14 protein-coding genes and 3 pseudogenes are annotated in these 16,897 nt (G+C 68.7%); 11 read left to right on the forward strand and 6 right to left on the reverse strand.

What is annotated here, in order from left to right; all coding sequences use genetic code 11:
* Positions 1 to 56 precede the first annotated feature (56 nt).
* The 3 genes from ACZ7FF_RS32635 to ACZ7FF_RS32645 form a co-directional block, all read right to left on the reverse strand.
* Positions 57 to 1,232 carry a PP2C family protein-serine/threonine phosphatase gene (locus tag ACZ7FF_RS32635; protein WP_470816859.1) on the reverse strand — a complete coding sequence of 392 codons (1,176 nt, stop codon included), beginning with the start codon at positions 1,230 to 1,232 and terminating at the stop codon, positions 57 to 59.
* Positions 1,233 to 3,394: 2,162 nt separating this feature from the next.
* A complete protein-coding gene (locus ACZ7FF_RS32640; RefSeq protein WP_470816771.1) occupies positions 3,395 to 3,523 on the reverse strand; it encodes a hypothetical protein in 129 nt (42 codons plus the stop codon).
* Complete coding sequence (locus ACZ7FF_RS32645) at positions 3,520 to 4,659, reverse strand: PucR family transcriptional regulator (protein ID WP_470816773.1); 1,140 nt, start codon at positions 4,657 to 4,659, stop codon at positions 3,520 to 3,522. The genes ACZ7FF_RS32640 and ACZ7FF_RS32645 overlap by 4 nt, the downstream gene beginning before the upstream one ends.
* Positions 4,660 to 4,746: 87 nt before the next feature.
* On the opposite strand from ACZ7FF_RS32645, the gene ACZ7FF_RS32650 reads away from it, so the two are divergent.
* Both ACZ7FF_RS32650 and ACZ7FF_RS32655 read left to right on the forward strand, forming a co-directional pair.
* Entirely contained in the window at positions 4,747 to 5,802 is a 1,056-nt protein-coding gene (locus tag ACZ7FF_RS32650) for a ferredoxin reductase (protein WP_470816775.1), read from the forward strand.
* Between the two features lie 7 nt (positions 5,803 to 5,809).
* Complete coding sequence (locus ACZ7FF_RS32655; protein ID WP_470816777.1) at positions 5,810 to 6,928, forward strand: fatty acid desaturase family protein; 1,119 nt, start codon at positions 5,810 to 5,812, stop codon at positions 6,926 to 6,928.
* A gap of 246 nt (positions 6,929 to 7,174) precedes the next feature.
* Here ACZ7FF_RS32655 and ACZ7FF_RS32660 read toward each other — a convergent pair whose 3' ends face one another.
* Entirely contained in the window at positions 7,175 to 7,735 is a 561-nt protein-coding gene (locus ACZ7FF_RS32660) for a TetR/AcrR family transcriptional regulator (protein ID WP_412823288.1), read from the reverse strand.
* A 115-nt stretch (positions 7,736 to 7,850) separates the two neighbouring features.
* Between ACZ7FF_RS32660 and ACZ7FF_RS32665 the strand changes: the two are divergent.
* The 8 genes and pseudogenes from ACZ7FF_RS32665 to ACZ7FF_RS32700 all read left to right on the forward strand — a co-directional run bounded on the left by ACZ7FF_RS32665 (position 7,851) and on the right by ACZ7FF_RS32700 (position 15,048).
* Positions 7,851 to 8,543 (forward strand): annotated as a pseudogene (locus ACZ7FF_RS32665) (SDR family oxidoreductase).
* A 58-nt stretch (positions 8,544 to 8,601) separates the two neighbouring features.
* A complete protein-coding gene (locus ACZ7FF_RS32670; protein WP_470816779.1) occupies positions 8,602 to 9,657 on the forward strand; it encodes an aldo/keto reductase in 1,056 nt (351 codons plus the stop codon).
* Positions 9,658 to 9,791: 134 nt separating this feature from the next.
* On the forward strand, positions 9,792 to 10,796 hold the full coding sequence (locus ACZ7FF_RS32675) for an NADP-dependent oxidoreductase (protein WP_470816781.1): 1,005 nt from the start codon (positions 9,792 to 9,794) through the stop codon (positions 10,794 to 10,796).
* A gap of 91 nt (positions 10,797 to 10,887) precedes the next feature.
* On the forward strand, positions 10,888 to 11,751 hold the full coding sequence (locus tag ACZ7FF_RS32680) for an alpha/beta fold hydrolase (RefSeq protein WP_470816783.1): 864 nt from the start codon (positions 10,888 to 10,890) through the stop codon (positions 11,749 to 11,751).
* Between the two features lie 573 nt (positions 11,752 to 12,324).
* Complete coding sequence (locus ACZ7FF_RS32685; protein WP_470816784.1) at positions 12,325 to 12,546, forward strand: hypothetical protein; 222 nt, start codon at positions 12,325 to 12,327, stop codon at positions 12,544 to 12,546.
* A 236-nt stretch (positions 12,547 to 12,782) separates the two neighbouring features.
* Complete coding sequence (locus tag ACZ7FF_RS32690; RefSeq protein ID WP_470816786.1) at positions 12,783 to 13,565, forward strand: MEDS domain-containing protein; 783 nt, start codon at positions 12,783 to 12,785, stop codon at positions 13,563 to 13,565.
* Entirely contained in the window at positions 13,562 to 14,512 is a 951-nt protein-coding gene (locus ACZ7FF_RS32695) for an anti-sigma factor RsbA family regulatory protein (protein ID WP_470816787.1), read from the forward strand. The genes ACZ7FF_RS32690 and ACZ7FF_RS32695 overlap by 4 nt, the downstream gene beginning before the upstream one ends.
* Before the next feature lie 158 nt (positions 14,513 to 14,670).
* Complete coding sequence (locus tag ACZ7FF_RS32700; protein WP_470816789.1) at positions 14,671 to 15,048, forward strand: STAS domain-containing protein; 378 nt, start codon at positions 14,671 to 14,673, stop codon at positions 15,046 to 15,048.
* 76 nt (positions 15,049 to 15,124) lie between these two features.
* Here the strand turns inward: ACZ7FF_RS32700 and ACZ7FF_RS32705 are convergent.
* A pseudogene (locus tag ACZ7FF_RS32705) lies at positions 15,125 to 15,214 on the reverse strand (transposase); the annotation flags it as partial.
* Here ACZ7FF_RS32705 and ACZ7FF_RS32710 point away from each other — a divergent pair.
* Entirely contained in the window at positions 15,215 to 15,466 is a 252-nt protein-coding gene (locus ACZ7FF_RS32710; protein WP_470816791.1) for a hypothetical protein, read from the forward strand. It begins immediately after the preceding pseudogene.
* A gap of 242 nt (positions 15,467 to 15,708) precedes the next feature.
* On the opposite strand, the pseudogene ACZ7FF_RS32715 reads toward ACZ7FF_RS32710, so the two are convergent.
* A pseudogene (locus ACZ7FF_RS32715) lies at positions 15,709 to 16,805 on the reverse strand (IS110 family RNA-guided transposase).
* Positions 16,806 to 16,897 lie beyond the last annotated feature (92 nt).

Consider the following 16,897-nt stretch of genomic DNA (forward strand, 5'->3'; position numbering starts at 1 on the left):
CCCTCACGTCATTCGGGTCCGCGGCCACCATGCGGCCTCCCCGAGAGCGCCCGCGGTCACGGATGCTTCGTACGGGCTGCTGAGGCTTGCCGGGTGTCCGCGCCGGAGCTGACCTTTCGCTGGGTGTGCTGGGGGCCGTGCCAGTCCAGGCACATCACGGTGGCGTCGTCCTCGAGGCGGCCGCCTGCCGCGCCGAGGACTGCGGAGGTCAACATCAGCGCGGTCTCCCGCGGGTGCAGATCCCGGGTCCTCTCCACCAGGTCGGCAAGGTCGACCTTGGCTCCGTGATGTTCGAGCATGCCGTCGGTCAGCATGAGCAGACGGTCACCGGGGCGCAGATCGATGTCCTGGACGCGGTAGGGGTGGGGTAGGCGCACGGACAGCCCGAAGGGATGGTCCACCTCGCAGGTGATCGTCTCCGCGATCCCGTCGCGCATGCGCAGGGGCCAGGGGTGGCCGGCGTTGACGAGCTGGGCCCGCCCGGTGTGGAGGTTGATGCGCAGCAGCTGCCCGGTGGCGTGGCCGCGGTTGTGGTCGGCCAGGGCCTGGTCGGCCAGGTGGGCCTGCTCCGCGAGACCGGCTCCTGCGCGGCGGGCGCCGCGCAGGGCGCCCACCAGGACCGTGGCGGCCAGGGCGGCGTCGATGTCGTGGCCCATGGGATCGGTCACCGAAATGTGCAGGGTGTCCCGGTCCAGGGCGTAGTCGAAGGTGTCGCCGCTGAGGGCTGCGGAGGGCTCCAGACTCCCGCACAGAGTGAACTGGGCGGCCTCGCACGAGAGCGACGGCGGCAGCAGCTGGTACTGGATCTCCGCTGCCAGGGTGGGTGGCCGGGAACGTTTGCCCCAGGTGTACAGATCGGTGAAGCGCCCGTTGGCGATCACGACGTACGCCAGCACGTGGGCGGCTTCCCCGACCGCTTCCAGGACGTCCGGGTCGGGGGCGGCCGGCAGGAGCAGTTCCAGCAGTCCGATGGCGTCTCCGCGGTTGGTGACCGGCACGATCACCCGCTGCCCCTGGTCTGTCGCCTTTTGATACGGCCGCTGGGTGCGGATCACGACCTCGTAGACGCTGCCGAAGAGAGGGATCCGCTCCGCCTCCCGCCCGTCCTCCACCGCCCCGGCTGTGGAGAGCCGCGCCACTGCCTTCCCCGTCAGATCGACGATGAGGAATGAGACCTTCGTCGCGCCGAAGCGCCGCAGCAGCTCCTCCGCGAACACGTCGACGGCCTCCACCGGCGCCGCCGTCTCCGCAGCCGTCAGCAGCTCGGGATACCCACTGCGCCCACCACTCACGACCGCGGTCCTTTCACCCCCCCTAACAGGGTGGAAGCTGCCACGCCGAGCGTCAACCGCGGCCGATCACGGGCCATGCTTCGACTGCACCGCCGCGATCAGGCGACGGCCTCGTTCGCTGACGGACAGCATTCGACCGACGGCCGGCGTGCTCGAGTCAGGCTGAGGTCTCCGGCTGCGCCCCGCCCTGGGTGCGCATTTGCTCGTTGATGCGCTGGGTTTCTTCGAGCCGGTCTTCGAGAACGACGATGCGGCAGGCGGCTTCTATGATCGACCTTGACGGACAGCCGAGTGGCCCGCCGCACCGCACCGGCTGTCCTACGTCGACGCCCACACGAACGGCTTCGAATCTCCGTTTTGCACTCCTGCAGTTGCTGCGCGAGTTCCGCCTCGACCTGCAGAGGTCTCCACTGCGGTGCAGGGGCGCGAAGGCGGCATGCCGACTGAACGCCGCTTGTCGAGAGAGCCCGCGGTGCGCTCGATGGCGTGCTGGCGATCACCGACGCCGGGCAGGCTGACGATGCGGATGTGGTCGGCTCGGGCCGTGCCCCGCCACGTGGTGTAGCGGATCAAGCGCTCCGCATTCCGGTTCGAGGCCCGTGGCGATCTCCGTCAAGGCGGCCGTCCGCGACGCGCCCCGCGGGAGCAGGGCGAACGCCCGAACCCGCGTAGCCACCGTCTCCGACCTGCGGATTCCGGCGCCTTGATCCCCTACACCACTTGGCGGGACGCCACCTCGGCTCGGGCCAGTTGAAGCGGGTTCCGGCCGAACCGATGCTCAACCTGACTGAGCGGGCCGACAAGGCGTTGGCTCTCGTCCACCCCTGACCGGCATTGACAGGGAGACATTACGCAAGGAGGTGGTGCTCACCGGCTGCGGCTCCTCCCCCGTAGAGTGTGAGCAGGACACTCTGGTGAGGCATCTCAGGAGTCAGACCCCGCCGCAGGACAGCACCCACCTACCGTTCTGCGTCTATCCGGCTTGCATCCACGTCAGCTCGCTCGTTCGGACGAATCGAGTCGAAGCGCCGGTCGCCTGCCAACGGAACTGACACCGTGCCGCCGTCGTACGTCACTGCAAGTCGAAGGCGGACCATTGGAACGGCGGGTCAACGAGCGGCAGCTCTCGGTGTTGCAGTGGGTGGAAGCCGGGTGCTCTGCCGGCGTATGGGAGACCAACTCCCACAAGACCACCTGTCAGGCACTGCACAACCCGGGCCCACGGCACGTACCCTCCCCGCGGATCACGCCCGCGGAAGCCCCAGGCCGCCGCTCCACGACTTAGGTCCACCCGAGCGCAGGAAACTCCGGCCACCCAGCGGAAGCCAGACCCTCCATCACAGCCTCGCGTAACGTTCCCGGAGCAGCTGTTACAGGAGCTCGCGGAGGCCGGCGGCCGAATCGTCAAGAGCGGCAGCGGTCCCGACTTGGAGAAGTGGCCGTCCCGCGTCGCCGCCGCACGTAGATCCGGAAGGATGCCGGAGACGAAGGAGCTGTACGGAAGCTGGTGCCGTGACGGGTACGAGATCAAGCTCGTCGACATCCCCGCCTGGCGTCTTGCTGTCCTCGAACCCGTCCCTGTGCCCTCGCGGCTCACTCGGCCGCACGCCGTGGTCCGGGCCATGCAGAACGAGCGCCAGCCGCTCGGCCTGACCAAGCCCGTCCAAGGACGCGCTCTCCGACTCATCCAGGCGCTGATCACCACCGCCGAGGCCGACGGACACACCTGCGCGGCCGGGCACACCGGCTTCGCACCCCCGTCTCATCGCCGCCGCAGGGCACATCCTCACTTCACCATCACCGCACAGGGCCAGACCGTGGGGTTTCTCATCCTCCAGAAACAGGACCGGGCCGAGCACGTCGCCACCGAGAAGGAACTCGCCGAGGCCGAGAAGCACTCCTGGGTCAGAATCCCCCGCTTCGACCACACCCCGTCCGAACGCCTCCGTATCATCCTCAGCGGCGGCCAGCCACACCGGGCGAGCGAATGGGCCGACACGCCCCGGCCAACTCCCGCTCAGTCGCGACCGGGTGTGGCTGGTCGTGCGAGACGCGGGCCTGACGGATCGGCAGGTGGGCGACTCGTGGTGGAACGCTCCCTGTCAGCCGACCTGCTGCACCCTGATCGCGTCGCTCACCCGAACCGTCCCGGCTGCAAGGACGTCCAGGTAGACACCGAGCACGATGCCGGGATCCTCCGGGAGTTCGTGGACGGTCGAAGTACGCGTCAACTGGCCCGAAGACCGACCGCCAGCGTCAGTTCAAGGACCCGGTGTGGCGATGCGAGATCCGGAAACAGCTCCCGCAGCTGCGACATCCGGTACCGGACTGTCTGGGGATGGACGAACAAAGCCGCCGCCACCTCGTCCCGCCTGCCCTGGTGCAGCAGCCACGCCCGCAATGTCTCCTCCAGCCGCCGTGCGGTCGCGACAGGCAAGGTGCGCAACGGTGCGAGGGCTCGGGCACGCAGGTCTGCGAACGCGTCCACGTCGGCGCTCAGCACCAGCTCGGGCAGGTGGTCCTCGGTGTCGCGGATATCAGAGGAGAGGGAGCGCGCGCGTACGGCTCGTGCGTACGAGGCGGACGCACGAGTCCATGGCCGGGCCGGGCCGACCACGGCGGTGCGGTCGGTCAGCTGCCGCAAGAGATGTGATCGGTCGGCATCGGGGACGAGCAGCACACCGGTGGCGTCCGGCAGATCGTCGAGGACGAGGGTGCTCGGGTCGAGCGCGCGGTAGGCAGGCCGGGCCTGGGCGGCGGGCAGCAGGACCGCCGTCAGCGTAACCGGAGGCTGCCATCCGGCCCGTTGAGCAGAGGCCAGCAGCACGTCCGGGCTCGCGCCGGCGAGGAGGTCGCGGGCCAGGTGTTCCAGGTGGCGCTCGTGGGCCCGGCCCTGGGCGGCCAGTTCGTCGGCGTGGCCCGCGGCGCTCGCGGCGGAGAGCTCGTCGATGTAGGCGAAGGTCAGCTCGGCGAACTTGGCGACCTCGGCGGCGGGCAGACCTGCGGACACGGCGCCTGCTGCCAGGCATCGCCAAGCCACGCGGGCGCCGACGCGGTAGGCGCTGAGCAGGGCGTCCATCGAACGGCCGTCGCGCACCTCGCCGCGGCCCAGCTCGTAGGCCGCGTCACCGCCGTCGCCGCCCGTGGCGTTCCCGCTCGCGAGGTCCAGGTAGTGCCCGAGGGCGGTGCGAACGGCTCGGCGGATGGTGCCGCCCATGCTGCCCGAAAGGGCGTTGGCGTAGGGAGGGACCTCGTCGATGATCGCCTGGACGACCTCGTCGGCGGTGGTCTTCAGCGCGGCCCGAAGTGCGGTGACCGTCGTCTCATCCAGGGCCAGTTCGCTGGCCCTCTGGGTTACACGACTCACGTTTTTATTCCCTGCGAACAATTCCACCCACCAGATTCACGTCCTACGGTCAGGACTTTACGCCCTGAGACGCAGCAAGCTGGAGTCATGACGAGTGCAGCCCTTCGCAGCAGGGCGTGGAAACTGCTGGAGATGGTCACGACGCCGCTGCTGCCGTCGGACTACCTCGACCTGGTCAGCCCACTGCGTGCGGGCGCTGACCTGCGGGGGCGCATCGAGGCCGTGCACCCCGAGACGGATGACGCCGCGACCATCGTGATCAGGCCGGGACGGGGCTGGCGCGGCCACACGGCCGGTCAGTACGTGCGGATCGGGGTCGACGTCGACGGGGTGCGCCTGTGGCGTGCCTACTCCATCACCTCGCCGACGAACCGCCAGGACGGCCGCGTCACGATCACCGTGAAGGCGATCCCGGACGGCAAGGTCAGCAACCACCTGGTCCACAGGGCGAAACCGGGCACGCTGATCCAGCTCGACCAGGCGACCGGTGACTTCGTGCTGCTGCAGGCCAAGCCCGCCAAGGTTCTCTACCTGACGGCCGGCAGCGGCATCACGCCCGTGATGGGCATGCTGCGCGACACCGAGTTCGACGACGTCGTCATGGTCCACTGCGCGCCACGGCCGCAAGACGTGATCTTCCGCAGCGAACTGCATGAACTGGTCGCGGACAAGAAGCTGCGGCTCACTGAGGTGCACACCGACACCGACGGCATGCTCGACATCGCCCGTCTCGACGAACTCGTGCCCGACTGGGCCGAGCGCGAGACCTGGGCCTGCGGGCCCGCGGGCCTGCTCGACGCCGCCGAGAAGCACTGGAGCGAGCACGGCGTACCGGAGCGACTGCACACCGAACGCTTCCGCCCCAGCATCGTCGTCGCCGGCGACGGCGGCGAGGTCACGTTCAGCGCCACCGGCAAGACCGTCGACGCGGACGGCGCTACGGCGTTGCTGGACGTCGGCGAGGAGGCCGGCGTGCTCATGCCCTCCGGGTGCCGTATGGGCATCTGCTTCGGCTGCGTCACGCCGCTCAAGGCGGGCGCCGTCCGCGACCTGCGCAGCGGCGAGATCACCGAGGCCGAGCCGGGCGTCCTCATCCAGACCTGTGTGTCCGCCGCCGCGGGCCCCTGCGACATCGAACGGTAGGAGTACTTTGACCGCCATCGACCCCACCGCCCACCTGACGGCGGAGCAGATCGAGGAGCTCGGCCGTGAGCTGGACGCGATCCGCGACGAGGTGATCGCCGGCCGCGGGGAGAAAGACGCCGCCTACATCCGTAGGGTCATCTCGGTGCAGCGCAAGCTCGAGCTGGTCAGCAGGGGCGTGCTGCTGTTCTCGATGTTCCCGCCGGCGTGGCTGCTCGGCACCGCCGGTCTGTCCGTGGCGAAGATCATGGACAACATGGAGATCGGCCACAACATCCTGCACGGCCAGTGGGACTGGATGCGGGACCCGAAGATCCACTCCACCACCTGGGAGTGGGACCACGTCTCGCCGGCCGACCAGTGGAAGCACTCGCACAACGAGCTGCACCACACGTACACCAACGTGATCGGCAAGGACAACGACCTCGGCTACGGCATCATGCGCGTCGACGAGGACCAGAAGTGGCACCCGTTCCACCTCGGCCAGCCGCTGTGGAACTTCATCAACGCCTGCTTCTTCGAGTACGGCATCGCCGCCTACGACCTGGAGCTCGGCAAGAACCTGCACAAGCGCCGCCGCAAGAACCCCGAGTTCCGCGCGCGGGCCAAGGCCGTGGGTCGCAAGATCCGCAAGCAGGTCCTCAAGGACTACGTGATCCACCCGCTGCTGTCGGGCCCGTCGTTCCTCCCCACGCTCGCCGCCACGTTCACCGCGAACCTGGTCCGCAACATCTGGTCCCACTCGGTGATCATGTGCGGGCACTTCCCCGAGGGCGTGCAGGTCTTCGAGCGTCGGTCGATCAACGGCGAGACGCGCGGCCAGTGGTACCTGCGCCAGATGATGGGCTCGGCGAACATCAGCGGCAGCAGGGCCATGCACTTCATGACCGGCAACCTGTCGCACCAGATCGAGCACCACCTGTTCCCGGACCTGCCGAGCAACCGGTACGCCGAGGTCGCGGTGAAGGTGCGCGCGCTGTTCGAGAAGTACGAGCTGGAGTACGTCACCGGCCCGCTGCCCAAGCAGGTGTTCTCCGCATGGCGCAAGGTCGTCCGACTCTCGCTGCCGAACAAGAAACCCGAGGTCAAGATGCCGGACCGTGAGCAGGAGCTCGTCGCCGCCTGATCGTTACAAGCGCCTGGCTCACGAACCCGAGGTCAGGCGCCCTTGTCCGTAGGCTCCAGAATCGCCACGCACTCCACGTGATGCGTCATCGCAAACATGTCCGGATTCCCCAGCTGGAGAAAACGGCAGGTAAGAGGGCCTTTTCCGGGCACCGGAACGGCCTGCCCCGGGCCGGAGCGTCATATGAGCGTCACGGGCGTGCCCCTCTGACGCCGTCATTCGCCCGGCCCCGGCTGCTGCCCTTGATCAGCCCGCTTCGGTCAAGGCTGCGTGCGCGGCGGCGAGGATCTCCCCGGAGAGCGGGGAGCCCTTGGTGGCACGGGACAGGACCAGCGCACCGAACAGCGTGCAGAGTCGGACGATGCCGTCCTGGTCGTCACTGGCCAGGAAATCGGCGAAGTCGGCCACCCCCTCGGCGTAGACGCGACGGGCCTCGCGCCCCCCGCCCTCGCGCGCGATGTCGGTGGCGAGCGCGGCGACCGGACAGCCGTCCGCCGGGTCATCGCGGTGCTCGACGGAGAGGTAGGTGTCGATCAGCGCCTGCTGGGCGGCGGCGCGCTCCCCGTCGTGCCGCTCCAGCCCGGCGCTGTGGCGTTGGGCGAGCTCGGCGAAGGCGTGGGCGGTGGCCTCGTCGACGAGCGCTTCCTTGGAGGCGAACTGCTTGTAGAAGGCGCCGTGAGTCAGACCGGCCGCCTTCATCAGGTCGGCGACGCTGACCTGCATGCCCTGCTCCCGGAACAGCCGGGACGCGGTGTCCACCACCCGCCTGCGATTCTCCTCCGCCTGCGCCTGTGATGCGCGACCCATGACCACCTCACATTTGGATGTCGATTGGCATCTATCATAGACCCGTGTTTAGATTGCGGTCATCATCTAATCCTTTGCGGGTGGCCGACGGCGCCCGCCACAGCCAGGAGTGAGCATGGAACTGGAGAACGCGGTCGCGGTCGTCACCGGCGCCAACCGGGGCTTGGGACGGCACCTGGCCGCCCAGCTCGTCGAGCGCGGCGCGAAGGTGTACGGCGCGGCCCGACGCCCCGAGACGGTCGACGTGCCGGGCGTCATCCCGCTGCGGCTGGACGTCACGGACGAGGCGTCGATACGGGAGGCCGCGCGCGTGGCGTCCGACGCGACACTGCTGATCAACAACGCGGGCATCTCCACCGGCGCGTCGCTGATCGGGGGCGAGGTGGCCGAGGTGCGCCGGGAGATGGAGACCAACTTCTTCGGCCCGCTCGCCGCGACCCGATCCTTCGCCCCCGTCATCGAGGGCAACGGCGGCGGCGCCGTACTCAACGTCCTGTCCGTCCTGTCCTAGTTCCACCCGGCGGGACTCGGCTCCTACGCCGCGTCCAAGGCCGCCGCCTGGGCGCTGACCGGTGCCACCCGCGACGAGCTGGCGCCCCGCGGCATCGCTGTCTCGGCGCTGCACGTCGGCTACATGGACACCGACATGGCCGCCGGTGTGCCCGCCGATCAGAAGGTCGCCGCCGCCGACGTCGCGGCCCAGGCCCTGCACGGCATCGAGACCGGCCTGCCCGAGATCCTCGCCGACGAGACCAGCCGGTACGTCAAGCAGAGCCTGTCCGCGGCACCTCAGCCGAACGCGGACTGACGCTCACCCCTCCACCCCAGCGCAACCACCTTCACACCCCTTCATGCGAGGACATCTCATGCGTTACACGACCTTCGGCCACCGGACCGGACTGCGCGTCTCCGAGTACGCGCTCGGCACCGCGAACTTCGGCACCGGCTGGGGCGCAGGCGCCGAGCCGGACGAGGCACGCCGGATCTTCGACCGGTTCGCCGAGGCCGGCGGCACCTTTCTCGACAGCGCGGACGGCTACCAGTTCGGCGAGGCGGAGGAACTGACCGGAAAGCTGATCTCCGCCGACCGCGACCACTTCGTCCTGGCCACGAAGTTCGCCCTCGGCGCCGCCCCGCAGCCGGACATCTCCAGAACCGGCAACAGCCGCAAGAACATGGTCGCCTCGGTCGAGGCCAGCCTGAAGCGCCTGAGCACCGACCACATCGACCTGCTGTGGGTGCACTTCCCCGACCAGCTCACTCCGATGGAAGAACTCCTGCGCGGACTCGACGACCTGGTGAGCGCCGGCAAGATCCACCACGCCGCGCTGTCCAACTTCCCCGCCTGGCGCGTCTCGCGCGCGGCAACCCTCGCGGACCTGAAGAACTGGGCCCCGATCGTGGGCATCCAGCACGAGTACAGCCTCGTCGAGCGCACCGCCGACCGTGAGCTCCTGCCCATGGCCGAGAGCCTCGGGCTCGGGGCCGCCCTGTGGTCTCCGCTCGGCGGCGGACTGCTCACCGGCAAATACCGCAGCTCCTCCGAGGGGCGCCTGCGCGACCTGGGCATGGTCATCCACACCGAGAGCACCGACCAGAAGACCGCCGTCGTCGACACCGTTCTGGCGATCGCCGAGGAGACCGGCATGACGCCCGCCCAGGTGGCGGTGGCCTGGGTGCGCGAGCGCGCCGCCCGTTCCGTGGCCACGCTCGTCCCGATCATCGGCCCGCGCAACCTCTCCCAGCTCGACAGCTACCTCGGCGCCCTGGACGTCCACCTGACCGATGAGCAGTACACCCGCCTGACCGAGGTCAGCGCGGTGCCGCTCGGTATGCCCCACGAGGGGATCGCCGCCTCCCTGGACCGCCTCCAGGGAGGCGCCGCCGACCGCGTCACCGCCCCGGTCGTGCCGGTGGCCTGATGGGTGAACGCGGCTGAGGACCCGGTGCGCCAGCGCGCGGCCAGAAAAACAACACGAACTATCTCGTACTGGGAAGAGCCCGGGGCGAACGGAGACCCCGACCTTTCACGGACGGGAACGGAACGGAGACGACGATGAAGGCTTTCATGGTCGAGAACTACGGCGACCAAGCCGGGATGCGCGCCGCCGAAATACCCGACCCCCAGATAGGTGCCGACGACGTCCTGGTCAAGATCCACGCGGCGGGCATCAACCCGCTGGACCTCAGGATCCGCAACGGAGACTTCAAGGCGTTCATGCCCTACCGTCTCCCGCTCGTTCTGGGCAACGACCTCGCAGGGACCGTCGTCCGGGTCGGCCCGTCGGTCACCCGCTTCGCGGTGGGCGACGAGGTCTACGCCCGGCCCGACAAGGACCGCATCGGCACCTTCGCCGAACTCATCGCCGTCCACCAGGACGACCTGGCACCCAAACCGGCCACCCTCACCATGGCCGAGGCCGCCTCCCTCCCCCTGGTCGCCCTGACCTCATGGCAGGCACTGGTCGAGCGGGCACGCGTGCAGCCAGGCCAGAAAGTCCTCATCCACGCGGGCGCCGGCGGCCTCGGCTCCATCGCCGTCCAGCTGGCCAAGGTGCTGGGCGCGCATGTGGCCACCACCGTGAGCACCGCCAAGGTCGACTTGGCCAAGGACCTCGGCGCGGACGTCGTCGTCGACTACCGCATCCAGGACTTCGAAGAGGTCCTCGACGGCTACGACGTCGTCCTCGACAGCCTCGGCGGCGAGAACCTCGCCAAGTCCCTGCGCGTTCTCAAGCCCGGCGGCATAGCCATCAGCGTCGCGGGCCCGCCCGACCCTGCCTTCGCCCGCGAACTGGGCGCGAACCCGATCCTCCGCCTGGCCATGACAGCCCTCAGCTTCACAGCCCGGCGCAACGCCAAGCGCCACGGTGTGTCGTACTCGTTCCTGTTCATGAAGGCCAGCGGCAACCAACTGCGCGAACTCACCCCCCTCATCGACACGGGGAAGGTCCGTCCCGTCATTGACCGCGTCTTCCCGTTCGAGCAAACCCTCCAGGCCATGGAATACGTGGAAAAGGGACGGGCAAAGGCAGGCAAAGTCGTCGTCGCAATGACGTAAGGGCGGTGACGAGTCGCAGGCGCCCGTCACCTCCGGCAACAAGAAGTCCCTGAACACCCCGCTCCCCGCCACACCACCTGAGGACCCGGCCATGAGCACGCCGCCCAGCTCCCCCACCCCGACGTCGTACAAGAACATCCCGAACCGCTCCGTTTCCGTGCGTGGCGTGAGCTTCGTCTACCGGCAACTCGGCCCGGACGACGGCGTACCACTGATCCTCCTCAACCACCTGTCCGCAGTCCTGGACAACTGGGATCCCCGCGTCGTCGACGGACTCGCCGCCCGGCGCCCGGTGGTCACCTTCGACAACCGCGGCGTCGGCGCGTCCGGCGGCACCACACCCGACACGATCGAGGCGATGGCCCGCGACACCGTGCTGTTCATCCGGGCCCTCGGGTACGACAGGGTCGACCTGCTCGGCCTGTCGATGGGCGGCTTCATCGCCCAGGTCATCGCGGCAGAAGAACCCGATCTTGTACGCAAACTCATCCTCGCCGGCACGGGACCCGCCGGAGGCCCCGGCATCGACAAGGTCACCAGCCTCACCATCAAGGACACCATCAAGGCCGTCCTGACCCGCAAAGACCCCAAGCAGTACCTCTTCTTCACCGACACCGCGGATGGCCGCCGAGCGGCACACGCCTTCCTGGCCCGGCTGAAGGAACGCACGGACGACCGCGACAAAGCCATCTCGCTCTCATCATTCCGCGCCCAGCTCACGGCCATCCACCACTGGGGCCGCCAGGCACCGGCCGACCTGTCGCGCATCCACCAACCGGTCCTGGTGGCCAACGGTGAGAGCGATCGCATGGTCCCGAGCGTCAACTCAGTCGACCTGGCGGCCCGGCTGCCCCAGGGCGAACTCGAACCCCTCTACCCCGACGCCGGACACGGCGGGATCTTCCAGCATCACGACAGATTCCTCCCGCGGGCGCTTGAATTCCTGGAACCGTAGCCAGCCGCCTGGCAGGTCCAGGCCCCTGCCCCGCACCCACGAGGTCGGCACCAGGAAATCCGTCCTCGCACATCGCCACCATGAACAGTTACCTCGGCTCCAGCCGGCAGCCCATTCGCTGCTTCGCCGCGCCCGCGGCCCGGCCGCCCCGTCTGCAGTGCGCCGGGGCGGGCCTGTAGACGGCGGAACCATCGTCTACGTGACCGCCCCTCTGGGCGGTGAGGAGCCAACGAGTGTGGTCTCATCGCGCACTGCCCGCAAGACAGCAAGCTGATGCGCCTGGTCAACGATGTCCTGCATCGCTGAACGCACATCCCCGCGACTCACAGCCTGCTGATGACTATGCCGATGCGTGCAAGGCCGATGAGCATCAACGCAACCCGGCTGATTGCAGTGAGTAAACCCGCGCGGCCCAGAACCGGATCTGGCTGGAGATCGTGCAGACCGCCCTCGACCTGCCGGCCTGAATGCCGGTGCTTGTCCTGACGGCCAGGCCAGGCTCTGGGAGCTCCGCCGACTGCCACTCCGCCTTTTCAAACCACGGCCGTACAGCAGCGCCGTCGCGTTGCCGTGATGGATCACCCGCAGCACACCAGCGTGTTTCTCGGCGTCGCCGGTATCGATCCAGGTGATGCGGCCGCGTCCGATGCTCGCGTCGACGATGACGGCGTCCACCACACCCTCGACGTCGTGCTCGGCGGCGTACAGCGCGGGTCCGAGACCCTCGGCGAGCTGTCTGGCCGGATGAGTGGTGACCCGTCGAACCCCGGCGTCCTGATCACCGTGGCCAAGTAGCCGCGCCTCCTCTGCAAGGAATCTCTTGTGGAGGTCGGATCCCAGAGGGCCGGACAGCAGATCCACACGGAGGGGTACGAAGTCCTCAAGGCGCTGCGGGAGACCTTTCGAGGCCAACGCCTGGTCGCCAGGTCGGTGGCAGCCGGACGAGGTGGCGAGCAGCGCCCCACTCCTTGGGGAGTACGCGGGAGGAAAGTACAAGAGCAGTAGAGTGAGGGAGGAGCGAGGGAGGAGTAGTGAGAGCGCCGCGCGTACTGCCGACCCTGGACGAGGTCGACACTGGCGATCATGTCTGCCACCTGTTGGATCGTACCGATGACGTCATCGACCGCAGCCGGGCTTTCGTCGCGGACGGTGCGTTGCACGGCGACAAGGTCGTGATCGTCGGTCCCGCCCCGCGGGCGGAATGCGAGTTCGCACCGCATGTACTGGACCCTGCGCGGTTGCGGGGTTCTCTTCTCTCCGCGGTGCGTCGGGAGGCGGCCGCTGCTCACCGGGAGGGGTTCCGCTCCCTTCGAGTGCTGCACCATGTCGTGCCGGGCCCTCGCGCGGACCGGAACGGGGAGTGGCTGCGCAGCGAGCTCGATCTCGAGGAGTTCGCCGCCGACACCGGAGCCATGGTGGTCTGCGCCTACAGCGGTGCCGACTGGGACCTGCCGGCTCTGCAGCAGATCAGTTGTGTGCATCCGCATCATCTGGGCAGCCGTCCGGTCTCACCCGCGTTCCGGGCGTACCGAACCGAGCAGGAAGGCTGGACGGTGACCGGGACCGTCGACAGCGACGGCGCGGTGGCCTTCGGCACCATCCTGTGCACCCTCCTCGCTCACTCGCCGACGGTGCGTCTGCTCTGTCAGACCCTGGAATTTTTCGATGCCGCCGGGATGAGCGCGCTGGCCGATGCCGCCAGGCACCTTCCGGATCGCAAGGTCATCCTGGAAGGCACCAACGAGACCGTGCGGCTCGCCTGGAAGCTGTCCGGCTTCGCAGTCGCCGACGTTCCGGTGGTGATGGCACCGTGACCTCCTCTTCGTCCACCCCCCTCGAAGGCACTGGATACCGGCATGAGCTGTATCCGTACTCGGGCAGCGACGAATTCGTCGCGGGCGCTGTGGGTTTCATCCAGGAAGCGCTCGACGGGGACGAGGCCGTCGTCGTGGCCGTGCCGCAGGAAAAGGCGTCATTGCTGCGTGCGGAGATCCGTGAGACCGACACCGTCCGCTATGTCGACACCAGCCGGGTGGCACATCATCCGGGGCGGCTCATCGCTGCCTGGCAAGGATGGATCAAGGAACACGTCGCGGAGGGTCGGCCCGTCCGCGGGATCGGCGAATCCCCCTGGGACAAGGCCCGCAATGCTGCTGAGGCCGAGGAACTGCGCTACCACGAATGGCTGCTCAACAGGGCGTTCGCCCAGGGCCCGGCCTGGTGGCTGCTGTGCCCCTACGACGTCGCACGCGACCAGGCCGCCCTGGCCGGCATGGCACGCTGCCACCCCCACATCCGCACAGACGGCCGGACGGTGCTGAGCGAGGACTACGACGCGCGGGCACCCTATGCGTTCGTTGCCCTCACCGACCCCTGTGACCCGTACGACGAGTTCGTCTACACCAGCGGCGACCTGCCCGCCCTCCGGGAGAAGATCGCTGCCTGCGCCGAACAGCACGGCCTGACCGGTGGGCGCCTGCGCGAACTGCATCTGGCCGCGACCGAGGTGGCCACCAACAGCATCCGCCACGGCGGCGGACAAGGCGTGCTGCGCACCTGGAGCGAGGAACGACGGCTCGTCTGCGAGTTCCGCGACGCCGGCTACCTGGAGGACCCACTGGCCGGACGTACGATGCCGACCGCCGGGCAGGTGGGTGGACGCGGGCTGTGGCTCGTCCACCAGCTCTGCGATCTCGTCGAGATCCGGTCCACACCGGACGAAGGGACCACGATCCGCCTGCACACCGAACTGCGCGACTGAGCCCGCCGGTGCCAACGGTCCGCTGACCGCCCCCAGCGCTGAAAGGCACGCGTGACCGACGTCGCCCCAGGGTAGGCGCGGTGGTGTCACCGGGCGGCGACAAGCAGAAAGGCGCCGGTGGCACAGGCATGAACCATCTGGATGGGAGTCGGTTCTCGATGCTGAGAGTGCTCGTACGGCACGCGGACCCGACGGTCGTCCGACTGCCGGCCGAGGTCGACTACGACAACGCCTCCGACATCGGCGCCCGGTGCCAGGACCTGATCAAGGAGGGCTGCGCCACCCTCGTACTCGACGCCTCCGACGTGCACTACCTCGACTCCTCGGGCGTCAGCATGATCATCACGCTGTCGCGCGCGCTCGACAACCATGCGGGCACGCTGCGCCTCGCCGCCCTCAGCGACCATTACCAGCAGGTGTGGCGCCTCCTCGGCCTCGACACGCTGCTCCCCGTCTTCCCCACAGTGCACGCTGCGCTCGACAGGCTCGGCACAGGCGCCCGTGCCGAGCCCTCGGAGTCACTCGACCACGCCTGAAACCAAGACCCGGGCCAACGGCATGCGGGCGAGCTGCCAACCTCGCTCATCTCGTCCGCGAGCCGCTCAGATCCCGGTGGGCGGCGGTGGGGAAGCTGATGCCGTCGCCGACGGTGACCAGCAGCGTGGCGGCGGTCCTGACCGCGATCCCCGGCATCGAGGTCACATGCAAACCCAGCTCGCCGACGACTACCTCGCCACGCTGGGCACTCGCAACGGCAGCTACCTGATCGCCTTCTTCCCCACCGACCAGTGGACGGCGAAGGAACGCAAGCGGCCAGCTGCGGGGCAGGCACCTGCCGGCCTGAAGGAGACCTGTGATGCCCAGGCCGCTCAGCTCAACGAGAGCAGGAACCTGAACGTCCGAGCGTTCGTCCTCGACTGCACCATCCGCAGCTCAACACAACGGAACGCCTGACGAAACCGGCTTCTTGGGCGCATAGGCGAGTGCAATCGCAAAGTAGACGCACCCCAAAAGCGTCACAAGGGACAGGCCGCATGAGGCACCGAACACATCGCGCCCGACAGCGCAGCCGCACTCACTACGAAGCCGCACCGGAGAGCTCCGGTGCGGCTTCGCCGTCTCACGTCTCCCCTCAACGTCCCGTCAGGACGGACGCCGCGGTGCCTCGCCGTATCACCCGTCTATCACAGACGCCCCTATAACTCGGGTGTGCGGGCAACCGGTCTGACCAGGTTGAATACCTCGCGGGCGGCATATCGTTTGAGGCATCGGATGATCTCGCGTCGGGTCTTGCCCTCCTGGGTGCGGCGTTCGTAGTACGCCTGGGTGCGCGGGTCGTGGCGCAGGCGGGTGAAGACGATGCGGTGCAGGGCCGCGTTGGCCTGGCGGTCGCCGCCGTGGTTGAGCCGACGCGTGCGCCGCCGACCGGAGGAGTACTCGATGGGGCTGACTCCGCAAAGGGCAGCAAAGGACGCCTCGGTGTTCAGTCGCTCGGGATTGTCCCCCATGGTGATCAGGAGAGTGACGGCACTGTCCGGACCGATGCCCACCGGTACGAGCAGCTGTGGTGCGTGGTGTTCGACGAGCCGGGTCAGGCGTTGGTTCAGCTCGTCGATCTGAGCGGTGAGCTGTTCGATGCGCTCGGCGAGCATGCGCAACGTCAGGTGGGTGGCCTGGGCCACCGCGTCCTCGTCTCCCCCACCGCCGGATAGGCCGAGGCGTGCGCAGGTGCGGATCAGCTCGCGGTTGCCCAGGCTGGACATCTGTTCCCGCAGTGCGGGGTCGACGATGACTAGGACGGCTTTGAGCTGGTGATCGCCTGGGTACGGGCCTTGACCGCGGAGTCCTTGGCGAGTTTCCACATCCGGGCGCTGTGCACCGGACCGTCGCCGGACTTGGCCCGGGCCCGGGCGCGACCGCTGAGCACGGCCCGCGCGGCGGCCTGCGCGTCGAGCGGGTCCGACTTCCCCCACAGACGGCGGGCCGAGCGGTCGGGCCGGTTCACCTCGTACACCTGGACCCGCTGAGCCAGCAGGTAGCGGGACAAGCCCGCCCCGAAGGTGCCAGTGCCCTCCACACCCGCCCGGCGCACCGTCCCCCGCTTACGGGCCCACGCGAGCAGCTGCCGGTAGCCGGCCGCCGTCGCCGGGAAGGACTCGGTCCCCAAGATCTTCCCGAGCGGGGAGACCACGGCGGCGACATGCACCTCGCCGTGCGTGTCCACGCCCAGGGCGACCTCACCCCGAACGGGAGGATCCGTGCTGGAGGAGGTGCTGCGCTCTCTGGTCGTCATGGTGGTTTGCCTCTCCGCGCGTGACGTGCTGGTGGATGGCACCGGCCCTGCTCGGGCGGTCTGAACCGTGATGGCGCCGGAAACTCGGCAAG

This window comes from Streptomyces sp. NPDC037126 (assembly GCF_055605965.1).

Coding starts and splice junctions, on each gene's coding strand:
- ACZ7FF_RS32660 (WP_412823288.1), bottom strand. CDS start 7,735: ATGGGTCGCGCATCACAGGCGCAGGCGGAGGAGAATCGCAGGCGGGTG.
- ACZ7FF_RS32675 (WP_470816781.1), top strand. CDS start 9,792: ATGAAGGCTTTCATGGTCGAGAACTACGGCGACCAAGCCGGGATGCGC.
- ACZ7FF_RS32680 (WP_470816783.1), top strand. CDS start 10,888: ATGAGCACGCCGCCCAGCTCCCCCACCCCGACGTCGTACAAGAACATC.
- ACZ7FF_RS32685 (WP_470816784.1), top strand. CDS start 12,325: ATGGATCACCCGCAGCACACCAGCGTGTTTCTCGGCGTCGCCGGTATC.
- ACZ7FF_RS32710 (WP_470816791.1), top strand. CDS start 15,215: ATGCAAACCCAGCTCGCCGACGACTACCTCGCCACGCTGGGCACTCGC.
- ACZ7FF_RS32700 (WP_470816789.1), top strand. CDS start 14,671: ATGCTGAGAGTGCTCGTACGGCACGCGGACCCGACGGTCGTCCGACTG.
- ACZ7FF_RS32650 (WP_470816775.1), top strand. CDS start 4,747: ATGACGAGTGCAGCCCTTCGCAGCAGGGCGTGGAAACTGCTGGAGATG.
- ACZ7FF_RS32670 (WP_470816779.1), top strand. CDS start 8,602: ATGCGTTACACGACCTTCGGCCACCGGACCGGACTGCGCGTCTCCGAG.